This window comes from Pseudarthrobacter sp. 1G09 (assembly GCF_050038305.1).
Taxonomy (GTDB): Bacteria; Actinomycetota; Actinomycetes; order Actinomycetales; family Micrococcaceae; genus Arthrobacter; species Arthrobacter equi.
The window spans coordinates 382,936-399,344 of record NZ_CP188306.1; the positions used below are offsets into that span (position 1 = coordinate 382,936).

At 67.4% G+C, this 16,409-nt stretch carries 19 protein-coding genes; 5 read left to right on the forward strand and 14 right to left on the reverse strand.

Annotation, left to right across the window (positions count from 1 at the left end; translation table 11 throughout):
• Window positions 1-5: 5 nt before the first annotated feature.
• The 11 genes from ACP3TD_RS01765 to ACP3TD_RS01815 all read right to left on the reverse strand — a co-directional run bounded on the left by ACP3TD_RS01765 (window position 6) and on the right by ACP3TD_RS01815 (window position 11,086).
• Window positions 6-728: a VIT1/CCC1 transporter family protein gene (locus tag ACP3TD_RS01765; RefSeq protein WP_426765069.1), complete on the reverse strand. Its 723-nt coding sequence runs from the start codon at window positions 726-728 to the stop codon at window positions 6-8.
• Window positions 729-761: 33 nt separating this feature from the next.
• Window positions 762-1,835, reverse strand: coding sequence for a matrixin family metalloprotease (locus tag ACP3TD_RS01770; RefSeq protein ID WP_426765070.1), 1,074 nt, complete (start codon window positions 1,833-1,835; stop codon window positions 762-764).
• 164 nt (window positions 1,836-1,999) lie between these two features.
• A complete protein-coding gene (locus tag ACP3TD_RS01775; protein WP_426765071.1) occupies window positions 2,000-3,181 on the reverse strand; it encodes an ABC transporter substrate-binding protein in 1,182 nt (393 codons plus the stop codon).
• A gap of 179 nt (window positions 3,182-3,360) precedes the next feature.
• Window positions 3,361-4,131: an SDR family oxidoreductase gene (locus ACP3TD_RS01780; RefSeq protein WP_426765072.1), complete on the reverse strand. Its 771-nt coding sequence runs from the start codon at window positions 4,129-4,131 to the stop codon at window positions 3,361-3,363.
• The gene (locus ACP3TD_RS01785; protein WP_426765073.1) at window positions 4,128-5,042 is read right to left on the reverse strand and encodes an NAD(P)-dependent oxidoreductase; all 915 of its coding nucleotides are present in this window, start codon (window positions 5,040-5,042) and stop codon (window positions 4,128-4,130) included. Before ACP3TD_RS01785 ends, ACP3TD_RS01780 begins: the two co-directional genes overlap by 4 nt.
• Window positions 5,039-6,388, reverse strand: coding sequence for an MFS transporter (locus tag ACP3TD_RS01790; protein WP_056077150.1), 1,350 nt, complete (start codon window positions 6,386-6,388; stop codon window positions 5,039-5,041). The genes ACP3TD_RS01785 and ACP3TD_RS01790 overlap by 4 nt, the downstream gene beginning before the upstream one ends.
• A gap of 171 nt (window positions 6,389-6,559) precedes the next feature.
• The gene (locus tag ACP3TD_RS01795) at window positions 6,560-7,357 is read right to left on the reverse strand and encodes an IclR family transcriptional regulator (protein WP_426765074.1); all 798 of its coding nucleotides are present in this window, start codon (window positions 7,355-7,357) and stop codon (window positions 6,560-6,562) included.
• Between the two features lie 111 nt (window positions 7,358-7,468).
• Window positions 7,469-8,206: a fumarylacetoacetate hydrolase family protein gene (locus ACP3TD_RS01800; RefSeq protein WP_426765075.1), complete on the reverse strand. Its 738-nt coding sequence runs from the start codon at window positions 8,204-8,206 to the stop codon at window positions 7,469-7,471.
• 19 nt (window positions 8,207-8,225) lie between these two features.
• On the reverse strand, window positions 8,226-9,278 hold the full coding sequence (locus ACP3TD_RS01805; protein ID WP_426765076.1) for a D-2-hydroxyacid dehydrogenase: 1,053 nt from the start codon (window positions 9,276-9,278) through the stop codon (window positions 8,226-8,228).
• Between the two features lie 69 nt (window positions 9,279-9,347).
• On the reverse strand, window positions 9,348-10,628 hold the full coding sequence (locus ACP3TD_RS01810; RefSeq protein ID WP_426767107.1) for a Y-family DNA polymerase: 1,281 nt from the start codon (window positions 10,626-10,628) through the stop codon (window positions 9,348-9,350).
• Window positions 10,629-10,654: 26 nt separating this feature from the next.
• Complete coding sequence (locus ACP3TD_RS01815) at window positions 10,655-11,086, reverse strand: LexA family protein (protein WP_426765077.1); 432 nt, start codon at window positions 11,084-11,086, stop codon at window positions 10,655-10,657.
• Window positions 11,087-11,144: 58 nt separating this feature from the next.
• Here ACP3TD_RS01815 and ACP3TD_RS01820 point away from each other — a divergent pair, with 58 nt between their 5' ends.
• Entirely contained in the window at window positions 11,145-11,426 is a 282-nt protein-coding gene (locus ACP3TD_RS01820; RefSeq protein ID WP_426765078.1) for a hypothetical protein, read from the forward strand.
• 42 nt (window positions 11,427-11,468) lie between these two features.
• Here the strand turns inward: ACP3TD_RS01820 and ACP3TD_RS01825 are convergent, their stop codons facing one another.
• Complete coding sequence (locus ACP3TD_RS01825) at window positions 11,469-12,002, reverse strand: hypothetical protein (protein ID WP_426765079.1); 534 nt, start codon at window positions 12,000-12,002, stop codon at window positions 11,469-11,471.
• A 277-nt stretch (window positions 12,003-12,279) separates the two neighbouring features.
• On the opposite strand from ACP3TD_RS01825, the gene ACP3TD_RS01830 reads away from it, so the two are divergent.
• The 3 genes from ACP3TD_RS01830 to ACP3TD_RS01840 all read left to right on the forward strand — a co-directional run bounded on the left by ACP3TD_RS01830 (window position 12,280) and on the right by ACP3TD_RS01840 (window position 14,352).
• A complete protein-coding gene (locus tag ACP3TD_RS01830; protein WP_426765080.1) occupies window positions 12,280-13,098 on the forward strand; it encodes an HAD family hydrolase in 819 nt (272 codons plus the stop codon).
• Between the two features lie 125 nt (window positions 13,099-13,223).
• Window positions 13,224-13,472, forward strand: coding sequence for a hypothetical protein (locus tag ACP3TD_RS01835; RefSeq protein WP_426765081.1), 249 nt, complete (start codon window positions 13,224-13,226; stop codon window positions 13,470-13,472).
• A gap of 46 nt (window positions 13,473-13,518) precedes the next feature.
• Window positions 13,519-14,352 carry a glycerophosphodiester phosphodiesterase gene (locus ACP3TD_RS01840; protein ID WP_426765082.1) on the forward strand — a complete coding sequence of 278 codons (834 nt, stop codon included), beginning with the start codon at window positions 13,519-13,521 and terminating at the stop codon, window positions 14,350-14,352.
• Here ACP3TD_RS01840 and ACP3TD_RS01845 read toward each other — a convergent pair.
• Window positions 14,349-14,801, reverse strand: a complete 453-nt coding sequence (locus ACP3TD_RS01845; protein ID WP_426765083.1) for a hypothetical protein — start codon at window positions 14,799-14,801, stop codon at window positions 14,349-14,351. The genes ACP3TD_RS01840 and ACP3TD_RS01845 overlap by 4 nt on opposite strands.
• A gap of 133 nt (window positions 14,802-14,934) precedes the next feature.
• Here ACP3TD_RS01845 and ACP3TD_RS01850 point away from each other — a divergent pair, with 133 nt between their 5' ends.
• Complete coding sequence (locus ACP3TD_RS01850) at window positions 14,935-15,180, forward strand: DUF6480 family protein (RefSeq protein ID WP_426765084.1); 246 nt, start codon at window positions 14,935-14,937, stop codon at window positions 15,178-15,180.
• An 8-nt stretch (window positions 15,181-15,188) separates the two neighbouring features.
• Here the strand turns inward: ACP3TD_RS01850 and ACP3TD_RS01855 are convergent, their stop codons facing one another.
• Window positions 15,189-16,247: an EAL domain-containing protein gene (locus ACP3TD_RS01855; protein WP_426765085.1), complete on the reverse strand. Its 1,059-nt coding sequence runs from the start codon at window positions 16,245-16,247 to the stop codon at window positions 15,189-15,191.
• Window positions 16,248-16,409: the final 162 nt, after the last annotated feature.

The window sequence follows — 16,409 nt, forward strand, 5'->3', positions numbered from 1 at the left end:
TGGACTCAGGCTATCCCCGTGGTCCCCAGCAGCAGGCCAACACCATAGGTGAAAGCCATGGCAAGGGCGCCGCCGATGACCAGGCGCAAAGTGGCTTTCCGCTTCGAGCTGCCGCCGATCCTGGCGCTGACAGTGCCGGTAACCGCCAAAGCGATCACAACGGCCACAAAGGTGAGGGGGATCCGGATTTCGGCCGGTGGCAGCAGGATCGCCAGCAGCGGCAGTACCGCGCCGACGGTGAAGGCGATGGCCGAGGCAAACGCAGCATGCCAGGCACTGGCGACGCTGGCCTCATCAATCTTCAGTTCGGCCTCGAGGTGCGCGCCCAGCGCATCGTGCTCCGTGAGCTCGAGGGCCACCGTCCGGGCGGTTGTTTCCGTGAGTCCCTTCGCCTGGTAGATGGCGGCAAGCTCCTCCAGTTCGCCGTCGGGATCGTCGTGGAGTTCCTGGCGTTCCTTCTCTATCAGGGCCCGTTGGCTGTCGCTTTGGCTGCTGACGGACACATACTCGCCCAGCGCCATGGAGACGGCGCCACCCACCACGGCGGCCGCGCCGGCCACCAGGATGGGGGTGACATCGTTGGTCACACCCGCGACGCCCACCACCGTTGCGGCCACGGACACGATGCCGTCATTGGCTCCAAGGACACCCGCGCGCAGCCAGTTCAGGCGCGCTGCAATGCTGTCGTCATGCGGCTCGTTGGGGTGCTGCTTCAGCAACTCAGTCATGGGGAAAGTAAAACACCGCCAGCCGTCCCCCGGCTACGCAGGTTTGCATACCCTATCCGCGGCCCCGGGCGGGCCCGGGCGGGCCCTGGCGCGCCGGCGGTCAGAGCTGGGGAACACACGGCCCGCTGCCCAGGAGGGCCAGGCCGGCGCGGTTCCGGCGGCAAAATCCACCACGCCCATGTTGTCTGCGTGCATCAGCTGGCCAGGATCGTTGACGTGGTCCAGGCCCACAACATGACCGAGTTCGTGCATGATGATGGCCCGCATCTGGTCCGTTCCGTCCGGGCGGCCGGCCAGGATGCCAGCGAGATCGGGTGCGTCCAGCCGGATCTGGCCGGCGGCGAGGACCATCGGCTGGCCGGGTGCCTGGATAAACGTGCTGCCGCCGTCGCCTGCGATGTCGCCGGCAAGGCCCGGGGACTCCTGCGGGGTGGACCAGGCGATCAGCACCGGCGCCCATCGCTTGCCGTAGCGGTCAGGCTGGAAGGCCTTCCGTTCATCGGCGGGCGCTTCGGTGGAGGTGCCGTCGTAAACGAACTGCAGGCCGGTGGCCGCCGAGGTCGCGGCTACTGCCTCCCTGATCAGGGCGTCGCCACCCGGCACTGCGAAGTCCGGCCGCACCACGTAGTGGACCGGACGGCATGGATCGTAGGCGGCGAACCGCTGGCCGGGATCGGGCGACTCCTGCAGGACGAAAGCCGTGGAGCCGGTGCTGGCCGGGGGAGTCCCCAGGGGTGAGGACGCGGCCTCGTACCCGGGCGGCGGAACCGTTGCCTCGGGCAGGTACGGTGCCGCGAAGGGAAGGACAACGCGGTTAAGGAACGACGGCGTGAAGTACAGGCAGATGACCAGCGCCACGCCCAGCGCGGGCAGCAGGCGCAGTGTCCGCTTCCGGGACCGGTACGGCCGGCGCGCACGGCCGAACGCCGGGCGTCCTGGGTGCGCCGGCCCCGGTGCACGCCAGGGAGCCTGCTGTGCCTGCCGGCCGAACGCCTCGTCGATGGCCCACTGCGGGATCCTCCCGCTCGGTGACCGGCGCACCCCTGGCAACGGGCCGCCGTCGGACGCCCGCGGCCCAGTGCCGTCGTCCCTGCCTGAACCGTCCACCCAACGTCCCCTGTGCCGCCTGCCGATGAATCCTCTCCAGCTTAGGGGCGGCCGGGCGCCCGGTTCCGGCGGGTAAGCGCAGGATTTCCACAAGTTAAAAGCGCCCGCCCGGCCGGACGGCTGGTGCCGTTCCTGCCGGGCGGGAGCCCTTCGGTGGTTGGTGGCTATTCCTTGCCGAGGTTGGCGGCGGAGGTCTTCTCGCCGGTGACCTCGTTGAGGGCCCGCAGGTCGAAGATGCCGTTGATGTCGGCCTGCTTGGTGGTTCCGGCCGTGACGCCGTCGGCCAGCAGCTTCTGGTACGTGCCGGCCAGCGGATCCACCGTGAATACGATGTTCTTGAGGGACCGGTCGATGACATCGGCTTTGAGCTCGGCGCCGGCCGCTTCCTTGAGTGCTGCGTTGATGACGGTGGCCTTCTCCTCCGTGGCGGCACCGTTCAGCCATTCAACGGACTTGGCATGGCCCTTAAGGAGTGCCTTGACGGTGTCCGGGTGGTCTGCGGCGAACTTCTGGTTGACGACCAGGATGGTGGTGGGGAATTCGCCGGGTTTGCCGGACAGCGAACCGTCCCACAGGTCCTTCTCGTCCACCAGCACCTTAGCGCCGGCGGTCAGCACCAGACGGGAGGCCCAGGGCTCGGGCAGCCACGCGCCGTCGAGCTTGCCGTCCTGGAACAATTTCAGGGTCTGGGCGTTCTCGGTGGGGTTGATGGCGACGTCGCCGCTGCCGTCCACGTTGGTCTTGTAGCCCTGCGCTGTCAGCCAGGCGCGGAGGGCTACGTCCTGGGTGCCGCCGAGCTGCGGGGAGGCGAGGGTCTTGCCCTTGAGGTCCGCGGCGGAGTTGATCTCCGGCTTCACCACGAGCTGCGCTCCACCTGCGGCGGCGCCGGCAATGATGTTGATGGATTCGCCCTGGCTCTTCACGAACGAGTTGATCGCCGGGTTGGGGCCGATGTAGGTGGCGTCGATGGCTCCGGCGTTGAGAGCCTCAATGGCGGCGGGACCGGCGTTGAAGACCTGGGTGCTGAGCTTGGTGTCGCCCAGCTCGCCCTTGATGAAGCCTTTGCTGACGCCCACCAGTGCGGGTGCGTGGGTGACGTTGCCGAAGTAGCCGAGCTTAAGTTCCGCGGCCGGGTTCCCGGCGGGGGCCGCTTCGGCGGCGGGTGCCGTGGCGGTGTTGTTTGCGTTGACGGCGGAGGCGACGGCGGCGCCGCCTCCCACGAGGGCGAGGATGGCGGCGGCGATGCCGATTTTCAGGCCCAGGGGGCGCTTGGGGGCGGCCTGGCCGGCGACGATGCGGGTGGAGTTTCCGGGGTTCTGCGGACTGGTGTCTTGGGGGTCTGCCATGGGGATTCCTTTGCTGGGGCGGGTGCTGAGACGAGATTACGGAGCGCCCAGCGGGGCCACAATGATTCCCGTAGCAGGCGTTAACGGGACGACGCGCAGCCGCAACGCGGCGTCGTGCAGCGTCACGGAAGGTCGCACGGCGTCTTCCCCGCGCCCGGAAATCCGGGTGCAGGTTCCCGTTAAACCACCACCGTCATGCCGCCATCGATGAAGATGGTTTGCCCGTTGACGAAGGCCGAACCGTCCGACGCCAGCCAGACGGCAGGGCCGGCCAGGTCGCTGGCGGTTCCCCAGCGCCGGGCCGGTGTCCTGCCCAGGATCCAGGAGTTGAACTGCTCGTCGTCCACCAGGTTCTGCGTCATCTCCGTATGGATGTAGCCGGGAGCGATGGCGTTGATTTGCAGCCCTGATGAAGCCCACTCCGCCGTCATGGCACGGGTCAGGTTCCGCAGCCCGCCCTTCGCGGCGACGTAGGGCGCGATGGTGGGCCGGGCCAGGTCCGTCTGGACGGAGCAGATGTTGATGATCTTGCCGCGGCCCCGGGGGACCATCACGCGGGCTGCGGCGCGGCCCACCAGGAAAGCGCTGGTCAGGTCGGTGCTGATGACCCGTTCCCAGTCCCTGACGTCGAGGTCCAGCATGGCCACGCGGTGCTGGATTCCAGCGTTGTTGACCAGGATTTCCAGGGGGCCAACGTTCTCCTCCACCCAGGCAACGCCTTGGGCAGCGTCTCTGTCCCGGGTGACGTCGAATGTGCAGCTGCGGATCCGGCCCGGGGCGAAATCCGCTGCCATCGACGCCTCGGCCGCTGCGAGCCGTTCCGCGTTGATCCCGTTCAGGACCACGGTGGCGCCGGCTTCCGCCAGCGCCCTGGCGAGGGCATTCCCGATGCCGCGGCTGGAGCCTGTGACCAGGGCGGTGCGTCCGGTCAGGTCAAACAGCTGGCTCATTCCCGGGCCTCCCCGGCGCCGGCGGCGCTGAGGTTGGCGACGGCCTGCCGCACCACCGCAAGGTCCTGGTCTCCCAGGCCCTGCGCCACCAGCTGGGTGTACAGCTCGAATCCGGCGGCCGCCGTGGGTGCGGCCGTACCCGCGCTGCGTGCACTGTCCAGCACGAAGGACAGGTCCTTGCGCATGAACTTGGCCGGCCCTGTGGGCGTGTAATCCTTGGCCGCGAGCCGTGGTCCCACCTGGTCCAGCACCCGGCTGCCCGCCAAGCCGCCGGACAGCACCTCAAAAAGGGCGTGAACGTCCAGGCCCGAGCGTTCGGCCAGCTCCGCGGCTTCGGCGAGTGCCGCCGTCGTGGTTCCCACCACCAGCTGGTTGCATGCCTTGGCGAGTGAACCGGCACCCAGCCCGCCCAGCCGCCGGACCGCCGCGCCCATGGCCTCCAGGACCGGCAGCGCACGTTCGAAGTCCGCCTCGGAGCCGCCTGCCATGATGGCCAGGGTTCCCCGGCACGCGCCATCCGTGCCGCCGCTGACCGGTGCATCGAGCACCGAGGCGTTCCCGGCGCTCGCTTCAGCCACCGCGAGGCCGAACGCCTGCACCCCCACGGGTGACACGCTGCTCATGACCACCACGAGCGTCCCCGGCGCGGGCGGCGCCGTCCGCCATGCCGCCAGGAGGCCGGCCGCGGACTCTTCGATGAAGGGAAGGTCGGGGAGCATGAAGATGATGACGGGCTCGTCGCGCAGGTCGGCGACGTTGCCGACGCCGGACCCGCCCAGGACTTCAAGGTCCCGGACAGCTGCGGGGGAGCGGTTCCACCCCTTGACCTGCCACCCCGCACCGAGCAGGTTGGCGGCCATCGGGGCGCCCATGAGGCCGAGCCCCACGAAGCCGATGGAACCGTGCGTCATTTGGCGTCTTCCACGACCAGCAGGTCGCGGCCGTTCGTTTCGGGGGTGAAGAAGGTGGTGGCGAACGAGATTGACGCCAGCACCAGGGAGTAGATCGCGGGAACCAGCCAGGAGTGGCCGGTAGCGGCGAGCAGTGCCACACCGATCATGGGTGCAAAGCCGCCGGCCAGCACCGCGGAGATTTCGCGGCTGAGGGCGACGCCGGTGAAGCGGTGCTGGGAGCCGAAGAGTTCCGGCAGCAGCGCGCACTGCGGGCCGAGCATGGACTGGACGCCGAGGGCGATGCCCACCACCATGACCACCCAGACCAGGGTGACGTTGCCCAGTGTGACCAGGTAGAAGGCCGGGAGGGCGATGACGGCCTGGAAAAGGGCGCCGTAGCGGTAGACGGGAACCCGCCCGAAGCGGTCGGACAGCGCACCGAAGGTGACCACCAGGACCGCCGCGAACCCGGCGGCGATCAGCAGACCGGTGGGGCCGATGAACTTGTCACCGGCGAAGACACCGGCCGGCATGCTGATGAAGGAGACCAGCAGCGCCGAGTAGATCGAGGAGTTTCCATTTTCGCCCATTCGCAGGCCGATGCCCACCAGCACGTTCTTCTTGGAGTGCTTCCAGATCTGGCCCACCGGGTTCTTGACCACGGCCTTGTGCTTTTCGAGCTCCTGGAAGACCGGGGTCTCCTTGAGCTTGAGCCGGATGAACACGGCGATGATGATCAGGATGACGCTGGCCAGGAAGGGTACGCGCCAGAGCCAGCCCTGCAGGACTTCCTTGTCCGCCAAGGCCATCAGGGCGAAGGTTCCGGCGCCCAGGAGCGTGCCCAGCTGGATGCCCACGAAGGGCAGCGAGGCGAAGAAACCGCGACGGCGGCGCGGGGCCACCTCGGAGATCAGCGTTGTGGCGCCTGCCTGCTCGGCTCCGGCACCGAGGCCCTGGAGGATGCGCAGGGCAACCAGCAGCACCGCCCCGAGCATCCCCGCCTGCTCAAAGGTGGGGAGGAGCCCGATGGCGAAACTGGCCATGCCCATCAGGCCGATAGTCAGGATCAGCACCATTTTGCGGCCAAAGCGGTCCCCGATGTACCCGAAGACCACGCCGCCGAACGGCCGGGCCGCGAAGCCGACGCCGTAGGTGGCGAAGGAGGCGATGACGGCGCCGCTTTCGCCCAGCGGGGCGAAGAACAGCGGGCCGAAGATCAGGGCCGATGCGAGGCCGTAGATGTAAAAGTCGTAGTACTCCAGGGCCGAACCCACGGAGCTGGCAAGAGTTGCCCTTCGCAGCTGCTCCGGATCGACGACGGCGCCGTCCGCATCAGTCTGCGGTGATTTAGTACGAGTTGTCACAAGAACTCCCTCTAATGCACTCCAGGCCCCCGTTGGCCTGGTGGGATAGCGACAACACCTATTGTGTCGATCACTATGCTGAACACAATACAGCAAGCTGAACAACTGGCAACAGTTTTTTGTTTTGTTGAGAAGCGGCGTTCCGCTGCGGCTTGGAGTCCGCTGCCGCGCCTAGCCCATGGGGTTGCCCAGCGAGTGGGCCAGCTCCTTGAGCTCCTTGACCATCTGCGAGCCCTGCTCCGGGGTGTAGGTGGCCTTTAGCGCCGTGACGGACAGGCCCAGGCTGGGGCCGTGGGCGCCGCGGGTCGGAACGGACACGGCCAGGCACACCACGCCCGTGGTGCTTTCCTCGTCCTCGAAGGCATACCCCTGCTCGCGGATCTCGCGCAGCTGCGATTTCAGTTCCGCCCCTGTGCGCAGCGACTTGGGCGTAAGGATCGGCAGTTCGGCGTCATCAGGGAACATGCCTTCGATGTCATGGACGTTGAGCCGGGCGATCAGCGCCTTGCCCACGGCACAGAGGGATACCGGCATCTTGTCGCCGATGTTGGAGGTCAGGCGGACTGCTGGGTGGCCTTCGTAGCGGGCGAGGTAGATGACGTTGGTTCCGTCCAGCATGGCGATCCGGACGGTCTCCCCGGAGAGGACGGAGGCCTGCTCGCAGTAGCGGTAGAACTCCTGAACCTCGTCCATCCGGCCCAGGTAGGCAGCGCCGAGTTCCACCAGCTTGCGGCCCAGGGTGAATTCCGCTCCCTGCCGGGTGATCAGCCGGGCTTCTTCGAGGGCGAGCAGGAGATTGGACGTGGAGGACTTGGGAATCCCCACCTCGCGTGAAAGGTCGCTAAGGGTCAGCCGGCCCGTTGCAGAAGCTGCCAGCGCATCCAGGACGGCCGCTGCACGGGTGACTGCGGGCGCCGGCGAGGCGGCTCCCGACTTGTCCGGTGAAGCGGGGGTGCGGGAATCGGCCATGATTCTCCTTAGGTTGCCGGGCCTGACTGCAGTGTCCGTTCAGTCAACTGAACGCTATCCATCATAAGGGCCCCGGCGGGGGTGCGCCCCGGTGAATGCGGACAACGCCCGTCAGCCGACCGCGTTGGTCAGCGTACCGACGCCCTCCACCACAATGTCCACCCTGTCGCCCGGCTCCACGGGCACCGCGGTTCCGGGAGCGCCGGTCATGACCACATCCCCAGGCTCAAGCGTCAGCCATGAGGTGACGTAGACAAGGCAGTCCACCACAGAGGAGGGCAGGTTGAACGTTCCGGAGTTGGCCTTGGCCACACCGTTGACGTAGACGTCGATGCCGGCTCGTTCGGGATTCGGAAGGGCAGTCTCGATCCACGGTCCGAGGGGCGTGTAGTTGACGCCGGCCTTGCCCTGGAAGTTCCGCTCGTCCACCGCGTTCTGGTCCACGTTGGTGACGTCGTTGACGCAGGTGTAGCCCAGGACGTGGTCCAGGGCGTTCTCCGCGGTCAGGTCAGCTGCCTGTTTGCCGATCACCACGGCGAGTTCACCTTCGACGTTCACTGTGCCGCGGCCGCGTGCGGCGATGATCCGGTCGCCAGGTCCGGCCACGGTGTGGACGGACTTATGCCACGCCTGGATGGGCAGCGGGTGATCGTTGAGGGTCAGGTTGTGGCCGATGCCCACCACTGCCGCCGGGGCCACGGGTGCGAGGAACTCCGCCTCACCAGCGGGGGTGGTGCCGCCGGTGAAACGGACCGGCGCCTCGAACGGGTCGATGATGTGGTCCCACGATCCGGCCCGCTCAACCGCGTGCCGGGCGCCGGATGCTGTGTTGATTCTGGCGATGCGCATTGGTTCTCCCGGTGCTGGCTTAGTAGAAGTGGACGGTGTCCACGAGATGGGGAAGATCGCCGCCGTCGAGGAAAGCGCGGAGGTTGCTGCAGAACCGCTCGGTGATCAGGCGGTTTTCGGCGGCGCTGAGGGCTGACGTATGGGGCGAAACCATAACCCTGGGGTGGCTCCAGAGGGGGCTGTCCTGGGGCAGCGGCTCCACGGCGAAGACATCCAGGCAGGCGTAGGCCACCTGGCCGCCCTCCAGCGCCTCCAGCAGCGCATCCTCATCCACCACCGTGCCCCGGCCAACGTTGACGAAGGTGGTGCCGGGCTTCATGGCCGCGAACAGTTCCCGGTTAAAGAGTTTCTCCGTATATTCGGTTCCGGGCAGGGTATTGACGACGGCGTCTGCCGTGGCCAGGAGCCCGGGCAGGCCGGCGTTGTCCACCACCTGGTGGATGCCCCCTATGGGCTCGACGGTCCGCTTGGTGCCGCTGACGTTCATGCCCAGCGCCCTGGCGATCCGGGCCGTTTCCAGCCCGATTTCGCCCAGGCCGCTGATCACCAGGTTCGAGCCGTTGACCAGGCGGGTGGGTACCCGCAGCCCGGGCCAGGCTTTGGCGGCCTGGTCCTGGGCCAGCTCGGCGCTGCGTTTGAAGCCGTTCAGGATTCCCATCGCCGCAAATTCGGCGAGGGGAAGCGCGTGTACTCCGGCAGACGTGGTGATCCGGAATTTCTGGAGGACGTCCTGGCCGAGCCCGGATGCCTTGACCGCTCCGCCTGCCCCCGCCGCCATGGCATGGATCCATTCCAGTGCTGGATTGTCCCGGGCGATGCGGGCCAGGCCCGCAGGACTCTCATTGGGGAAGCCGTAGAGCACTTCGGCCCTGCCGAGCATGGCCCAGTAGCGTTCTTCCTGCTCGGGCGTGCGCTGGAAAGCGGGATCGCCGGCGTGGTCTGCCGGGAAGCGCTCCGGCGGGAGGAGGCTGGGCTCGTAAAGGACAGTGATGGACGGATCGACGGCACGGATCTGGTCCACGAGCTCTGCTTCGAGCGGGACGGCGATGGCCACAGTCTTGGGAGAAGTCATCTGTTCACTATACTGTCTACTGGCTAGCATGCTGAACAACTTGGTTTGTATTTCTGTGCCGGAAGCCCGTCATGCGGCCTTGACCATCGGGAGTTCGTCCCAATGGGTGGTGTACCGCGGTGAGCGCATATCACGTTTCATGGTCCAGTCGAGGCCGGACTTGATGCCCGCATGTCCCAGGCCGATGGCCCCGCGGCCGAAGCGCCGGCTGACATCCTCCAGCAGCGGGCCGATGCCGCGTTCCTCATGTGGGTTTTCGAACGGTTCCAGCGGTGGCTGGTTGCCGCTGGGCCGCAGGTCGGTCAGCATGATCCCCGCCTTCGCATACTTGAGGCCGTCCCGGATGTGGGGGAGCAGGGCATATGCCGCCCTGGTCAGCAGCAGCGGGTCCGCCGTCGGCATCGGCAGGGAAACGCACACGGACGGGTGGGCCTGCTCCTGCTGGCGGAAGGGTGACGTGGCGGCAAACGCCGTGAGTACTTTCGCCTGCAGGCCGTGCTTGGACAGCCTGGCGCTCGCCTGCTGCCCGTAAATGCTCAGTACCTGACGCAGGCCGTCGGCGCTGGCTACCGGCGTGGCAAATGATCGCGAGAAGATCAGCTGATCCCGGCCGATGCGCTCCTCCTCCATGGGAATGCACGGGGTGCCCCGCAACTCGAGGACGGTTCGCATCAGCACCACCGAAAACTTGTCCCGGATCATCACCGGATCGGCGCGGATCAGGTCCTGGACGGTGAAGATCCCCAGGGCGTTGAGCCGCTTGGTCAGCCTTCCGGCGATGCCCCAGATCTCATCAACGGGCAGCCGGGCCAGGAGGCTGTCCCGCACGTCGTGCGGGACAGCCTCCCATAAACAGACCCCGGCAAAGGCCGGGTTGTTCTTGGCCCACTTGTTGCAGAGCTTGGCGAGCGTCTTGGTGGGTGCGATGCCCACGCACACCGGGACACCCACGTGCCGGCGGACGGCGTCCTTGATGGTCCGTCCGAGGGGGAGTAGCTGGCCGGCATCCCCTTTGACCCCCAGGAATGCTTCGTCGATGCTGTAGACCTCCAGCCAGGCGGAGTACCTGCCGAGCAGTTCCATGACCCGGGCGCTGATGTCGCCGTACAGTTCGTAGTTGCTGGACTTCGCCACGAGGCCCCACTCCTTGGCCCGCGGCGCGAGCTTGAACCAGGGTTCGCCGGTGGTGATGCCGAGCGCCTTCGCCTCGGGGGAACGGGTGACGGCGCAGCCGTCGTTATTGGACAGGACCACCAGCGGGCGGCCCTCGAGTGAGGGGTCGAAGGCCCGTTCCGCGGAAGCGTAGAAGCAGTTGACGTCCACGTGGGCGATCTGCGGCATGTGGCGCATCAGGGCAGGTTTAGCCACGGCGGGCCTCACACGTGGTGCAGGCACCTGGTGGCGACGCCCCAGATGGTGAGTTCGGAAAGCGCGGACACCTTGATGTCCTGGTACCGGGGATTTTCTGCCTGCAGGACGATCCCGGTGGCCGTGATGCGCAGGCGTTTGACGGTGAGCTCGCCGTCCAGCACGGCGATCACCACGGATCCGTCCTTGGGCTCCAGCGCCCGGTTGACGATCAGTTCGTCGCCGTCGCTGATGCCGGCGCCCTCCATGGAGTTGCCGGTGACCCGGACAACAAAAGTGCTGGTGATGTCCCTGATCAGGTGCGCGTTCAGGTCGATCCGACCGTCGAAGTAGTCCTGTGCCGGCGATGGAAAGCCGGCAGCGACTGCCACGGGGGAGATCAATACCGAGAACAGCGACGCGCCTGCATCTATCACGCGAGGCCCGACAATAACGCCCACAACACACCCTTATTCGAAAATATGTTCGATAAGTTCAGTGTAGCGCCGCACGCCGACAATGCACCTTCCCTGGGTCTTGCGTTACGGTGAGAAGCGCGGCGTCTGGGTCTATTACCGGGCCCGCACGGCAGCACTGCAACCCGTATCGGCGTCGTTCAATCCCGTGGTAACCCTGGTCGAACGGGCCCTGGGCAGGATTGGCACCCGCACCGCAGCGGCACTGATCGGCGCCCAGGTCCTGGGCGGGCTCGCCGGTACGGTGGCCGCCAACCTGATGTTCGGACTGGACGCCGTCTCCTTCTCCACCCACGGACAAGAGGGCGCCCGCGGCATTTGGTGAATACCGCGGGCGCTACTGTGCTGCGGCCTTTGCGTCAGGTGCCTACTTCGGGCAGCTCAGGTCCGGGTTGAACGCAGCGAACATGCCGTCCGGGTTGTCCTGCCAGACCCAGGCATGGAGTGCGAAGGAACCGGGGAACGGGCCGTCTTCGAACTTCAGCCCGGCAATCGAGGGCCGGTTCTTCGCGGTCGAAATGAACTCGGCGGCCACCAGCCGGTACCGCCCGTTCCGGTCCGGCATGTAGACGAGGACCTCGGGCTTGCGGGCCTGGGTCTTGTCGTCGATCAGCTCCTGCTTGGCGTAGTGGAATCCCATCGCGCCCACCCCAGGCATGTCGATGCATTCGGTGATCTTCTTGTAGCCGTCCGCCTCGGCGTTCTCCAGCCAGCGGTAGTCGTCCGTGACGTGGCGCAGTACCCTGACCAGCCGGCGCTGGTCGTCATTGTTCCGCCAGTCATCACTCTTGTCGGACCCTCCGTGCCCGGATCCGCCGTGTGCCACGGCAGTCCCCGGTGCGAGCCCCAGCGCAAGCACTGCTGCGGCTGCGGAAAGTACCCCATTTTTGATGCGGTTCATGGTTGATCCTCTGCCCCTCTGAGACCTGTGTTTTCCTCAGGGATGCGCAGCGCGGGAACGGGATGTCCCGCCTTCGCCAGATGCCGGCAGATTTCCCGGGAGTGCCGGTGACGGTGCCGCCCGCAAGCCCGAGCGTCCTCTTGTTGGGCGGCGTTTCCAGTATGCTCCTGCCACAAAACGCGGCGCTAGGCTACGGGCCGGTAGTAGGGGAACCTCTCAAACCCTCCGGCGAAGCCCCCAACGCGGGCGCCCCCGGCAATCCACGTAGACTGGCAGCATGCGGTTGGTGGCAAGCGATATTGACGGAACGATCCTCGGGCACGACGGGAAAATCAGCCCCCGCACCGTCCGTGCGTTCCACGCCTGCCGCACCGCAGGCGTCGAGCTCGTCTTCGTCACCGGCCGGCCGCCGCGCTGGCTGCACCCGCTCGAGGAGCAGCTGGGCCACACCGGCCGCGTGATCTGCTCCAACGGTGCCGTGGTCTGGGACCTTGAGGCCGACCGCCTGGTGTCCGCCCGCACCCTGGCCATCGACGCCGTCCTCGAAATCCGCCGTATCATCAAGGACCTCCGCCCCGCCGCGCTGTTCGCCGCCGAAACCCTTGGCGGTTTCCACCTCGAGCCGGGCTTCATCGAGAACGAATCGAGCGAACTGCTCGCCCAGTTCACCCCGGCGCCGCTGCGCGAAACGCTTACGGCGGATGACGCCGTCGTTAAATTCCTCGCCATCGTCCGCGACGGCACCCCCGATGACTTCCTCGCCGAGGTGGCCCCCGCCGTCGAGCACCTGGCCGCCGCAACGCACTCCTCGCCCGGCGTTGCCATGCTGGAACTGTCCCTGCCCGGTGTCAACAAGGCCGTCACCCTCGCTGAGTACGCGGCCGCCTTGGGAATCGGCGCCGCGGACGTGGTGGCCTTTGGGGACATGCCCAACGACATCGAGATGCTCCGCTGGGCCGGGCACGGCTACGCCATGGCCAGCGGCCACCCAGAGGCCATCCGGGCGGCGGGGCAGCAGGCGCCGCATTTTGACGACGACGGCGTGGCCCAGGTCCTGGAGGAACGCCTCGCTTCCCTTGGGGTACAGCACTCCTGACGCCGGAACTCCCGCTGGGTGCACCTGCGCCGTTTTCACAGGCTGCGCTCACTTGCCGTTCACCTTCGTTCCGTAGCGTGAAACGCGGAGGAAAGGCACCTCTCCGGCCGGCTAAGGGGACAAACATGGCACGAAGCGCAAAACATCAGACCGCTGAAGCACCGCTGCGCCGGGCAACGCCCGCGCCGCACTGGAAGAAGCTCCGGCAGGGGGACCGCGTCCGCGTCCAGCTCTCGCCGGGGTTCGATGCGGCGGGCGTGGTGGATGCCATCACGGCAGACCATTCGGCCGTGTGGGTCCACCTTGATGGCGGCCGCGGCCGGACGCTGCTGCACTGCAGCGACGGCGTGGAAATCTTCCCGTACGGGGACTGACGCCAGCCGCCAATGACGGACCGGCCGGCTCCGGTACGCTCGCACTGTGAGCCTGCCGTTCTTCGACCACGCCGGCGCCGATGGTGCCCCGCTTCCCATTGCCATGGCCCACCGCGGCTTTTCCGTGGACGGCCTCGAGAACTCGATGGCGGCGTTCCGCGCCGCCGCCGAGCTGGGCTGCCGATACCTCGAAACGGACGTCCACACCACGTCCGACGGCGTGCTCCTCCTCTTCCACGACGGCACCCTGGACCGCGTGACGGACGGCAGCGGCCGCGTCGCCGACCTGCCGGCGGACCACGTTGCCGGTGCCCGGATCGGCGGACGCGAACCCATTCCCACCTTCGACGAACTCGTCACCGCCCTGCCGGACGTGCGGCTGAACCTGGACGTCAAGGACTGGGGCTCGGTCCGCAGCACCGTCGACGCCATCGAACGCCACGGTGTCCACGACCGCGTACTGATCGCCAGCTTTTCAGACCGCCGGCGGCGGGCCGTGCTGAAGCAGCTCAGCCGCCCGGTTGCCGCGTCCGCGGGCGTCGTCTCCAATGCCCTGTTCACGCTGCTGGGCCCCGTGGTGCCCGGCCCGGCATTCCGCTGGCTGATGCGGAGGGTGTTGCGGGACGTGCACGCCCTGCAGGTGCCCGTGCATTACGGCGCGGTGACGGTGGTCACGCCCGGGTTCCTGCGGCGCGCGGACGCCCTGGGGCTGGTGGTCCACGTCTGGACCATCAATGACCCCACCGAGATGCGCCGGCTCCTGGAGCTCGGCGTGGCAGGCATCGTCACAGACCGGGCGGACCTGCTGCGCCAGGTGCTCATGGAGCGCGGCGAGTGGCCCGGCCCAGGCGCCGGAGAAGGCCCCTGGCCGTACTGCTAATCCCGGCCGGTGCTCGTGGACGGATCCTGGTCGCCCTCGGACGGGTCGGCCCGCAGTTCGTCGGGGTCGCCTTCCGGAAGCCCGGCCGGACCCGCAACCTTGCCGCCCGCTGCGCCAGCCGCGCCCGCCGGTGCCGTGGCGCCGCCGGCCGGCCCGCCGTCGTCGTCCGTGGCGCCATGGCCGGACCCATCGCGGTCCGTGTCCCCGGAATCCCCGCCGAGCGGGCTGCTGGACACCGGGCCGGGTGCGGCGCCTGTCTTCAGGCCGGGCGCCTTCTGCTTTTCCGCTTCCATGGCGTTGGACCCCTCGCTCAGGGAGGAATGGACCTCCACGTCATCATTGGGGTCCGCGGGGTCAGGGATGCCCATTTTCTCCGTGGGGTCGGATGTTCCGGCCAGATCCTCCATGGCGTTCTCTGCTGCCTTGCCGATGCTGTCGCCGATGCCCATGACTGCTCCTTCTGCCTTCGTGTGCCGGACGCCCACTGGCCGGCCGGCCCTACCCTCCAGAATTATCAGCATGCTTACAATTAGTCCAGAGCTGGGGCATCGGACCGCAGCCCGAACGGAAGGACGAAGGACCGTGAGCACCTACCATCCGGAGAATGACCCCGCCAACCCGGACAAGCCGGGCAAGGACAGTGCCGACAACGTCGGCGCGGCCCAGGAGGACCTGGAGAAGCAGCGCAGCGCGGAAGCGGGGGACTCGCCCAACCCGGACCCGGCCGAAGGCAATATCACCGGACTGGAGCCCGGCGGGGGAGTGCCGCCGGGGGAGACTCCGCCGGCTGAAGGCCAGATGAGCAGGGACCAGGGCCACTCCGAGTAGGCAGTGGCCTAGGCGGACTCGTTCTCCTGCGGACTGCGCCCGGCGGGCTCTGCCAGCTGGCGGTTGAGGCCATCAGCGTCCTGCCGGGTGTTCCAGGACGCCCAGTCCTTTGGGCGGACGGAAGGCCGGCCCAGCAGGTACCCCTGCCCGGCGTCGATGCCCAGTTCCGTCAGGACCTTCAGCTCGCCCACGGTCTCGATGCCCTCCGCCACCAAGGTGGTGCCGATCTGGTCCGTGAAGTCCACCAGGCAGGTGGTCAGCGCCCGCTGGAGGCCGTCGTTGTCCACGTTGCCGAAGACGTCCCGGCCAACCTTGAGGAAGTCCGGCCGCAGGTGCACCATGCGGCTCAGCGCCCCGGCGCCGGAGTGCGTGTCGTCAATCGCGATCCGCAGGCCCTTGTCCCGGAGCGGGTTAATGGCGGCGATGAACTGCGCATACTCCTCATCCGGGATGGTCTCGGTCAGTTCGAGGACCACCCGGTCGATGGGCAGGTCGATGTGCGCGAACAGTTCCGGCAGCCGCGGGTCCAGGCAGGACGTCGGCGAAATGTTGAGGGAGACATACAGGCCCGCCGGCAGGTCCCTGGCCGCCGCGGCAGCCGAACCCAGTGCCGAGAACTCAAGGTTTGCGCCGAGGCCGACGGCGGCTGCCTCTGCGAACCAGAGTTCCGCGGCGGCGCCGTCATCGCTGACGAACCGGGAGAGCGCCTCCACTCCCACCACGCTCTTGTCCGCCAGCCCGTAGATGGGCTGGAACGCGGTCATCAGCATCTGGTTTTCCAGGAGCGCGCTGATGCGGGACGCGCTGCGGATGGCGTCCAGCTGCTCCGCGAACTTCGGCGGCATGGAGTTCGGCGCTAAACGCATCTGCCGCGCGCTCTCGAGCGTCTCTTCGGTGTTGGCGTCGCTGCGCCGGGTCTCGAGCAGGTACTCCAGCAGCGCCCGCTCGGGCACGCCGGGATTCTCGTCGAGGCTGTTGCTGAGGCGCTGGCGGACGGCGGCTCCGGACGGATCAGTGTCCGCCAGGACCGTGGCGATGATTCCCCACGCTTGTACACGAACCGACATTAGCTACGCCCCCAGTCGACGAAGTAATGACCCATTGGCCCATTAATGTTCAATATCTGAAACGCCTTTAACGTTTGGTGCTGACAATGGCGGTTTTCCGCGGTGCCGGAAAACCGTCCCCCGCACGATGATCGTATATCGGGCGGAGTGAAAAGGGCAGTA

What these genes read in the sequence shown, in the direction of transcription:
- ACP3TD_RS01825 (WP_426765079.1), bottom strand. Translation starts at nt 12,002, where the DNA reads ATGAACCGCATCAAAAATGGGGTACTTTCCGCAGCCGCAGCAGTGCTT.
- ACP3TD_RS01795 (WP_426765074.1), bottom strand. Translation starts at nt 7,357, where the DNA reads ATGGCCGATTCCCGCACCCCCGCTTCACCGGACAAGTCGGGAGCCGCC.
- ACP3TD_RS01780 (WP_426765072.1), bottom strand. Translation starts at nt 4,131, where the DNA reads ATGAGCCAGCTGTTTGACCTGACCGGACGCACCGCCCTGGTCACAGGC.
- ACP3TD_RS01785 (WP_426765073.1), bottom strand. Translation starts at nt 5,042, where the DNA reads ATGACGCACGGTTCCATCGGCTTCGTGGGGCTCGGCCTCATGGGCGCC.
- ACP3TD_RS01775 (WP_426765071.1), bottom strand. Translation starts at nt 3,181, where the DNA reads ATGGCAGACCCCCAAGACACCAGTCCGCAGAACCCCGGAAACTCCACC.
- ACP3TD_RS01820 (WP_426765078.1), top strand. Translation starts at nt 11,145, where the DNA reads ATGCACCTTCCCTGGGTCTTGCGTTACGGTGAGAAGCGCGGCGTCTGG.
- ACP3TD_RS01805 (WP_426765076.1), bottom strand. Translation starts at nt 9,278, where the DNA reads ATGACTTCTCCCAAGACTGTGGCCATCGCCGTCCCGCTCGAAGCAGAG.
- ACP3TD_RS01810 (WP_426767107.1), bottom strand. Translation starts at nt 10,628, where the DNA reads ATGCGCCACATGCCGCAGATCGCCCACGTGGACGTCAACTGCTTCTAC.
- ACP3TD_RS01855 (WP_426765085.1), bottom strand. Translation starts at nt 16,247, where the DNA reads ATGTCGGTTCGTGTACAAGCGTGGGGAATCATCGCCACGGTCCTGGCG.
- ACP3TD_RS01845 (WP_426765083.1), bottom strand. Translation starts at nt 14,801, where the DNA reads ATGGGCATCGGCGACAGCATCGGCAAGGCAGCAGAGAACGCCATGGAG.
- ACP3TD_RS01830 (WP_426765080.1), top strand. Translation starts at nt 12,280, where the DNA reads ATGCGGTTGGTGGCAAGCGATATTGACGGAACGATCCTCGGGCACGAC.
- ACP3TD_RS01800 (WP_426765075.1), bottom strand. Translation starts at nt 8,206, where the DNA reads ATGCGCATCGCCAGAATCAACACAGCATCCGGCGCCCGGCACGCGGTT.
- ACP3TD_RS01765 (WP_426765069.1), bottom strand. Translation starts at nt 728, where the DNA reads ATGACTGAGTTGCTGAAGCAGCACCCCAACGAGCCGCATGACGACAGC.
- ACP3TD_RS01835 (WP_426765081.1), top strand. Translation starts at nt 13,224, where the DNA reads ATGGCACGAAGCGCAAAACATCAGACCGCTGAAGCACCGCTGCGCCGG.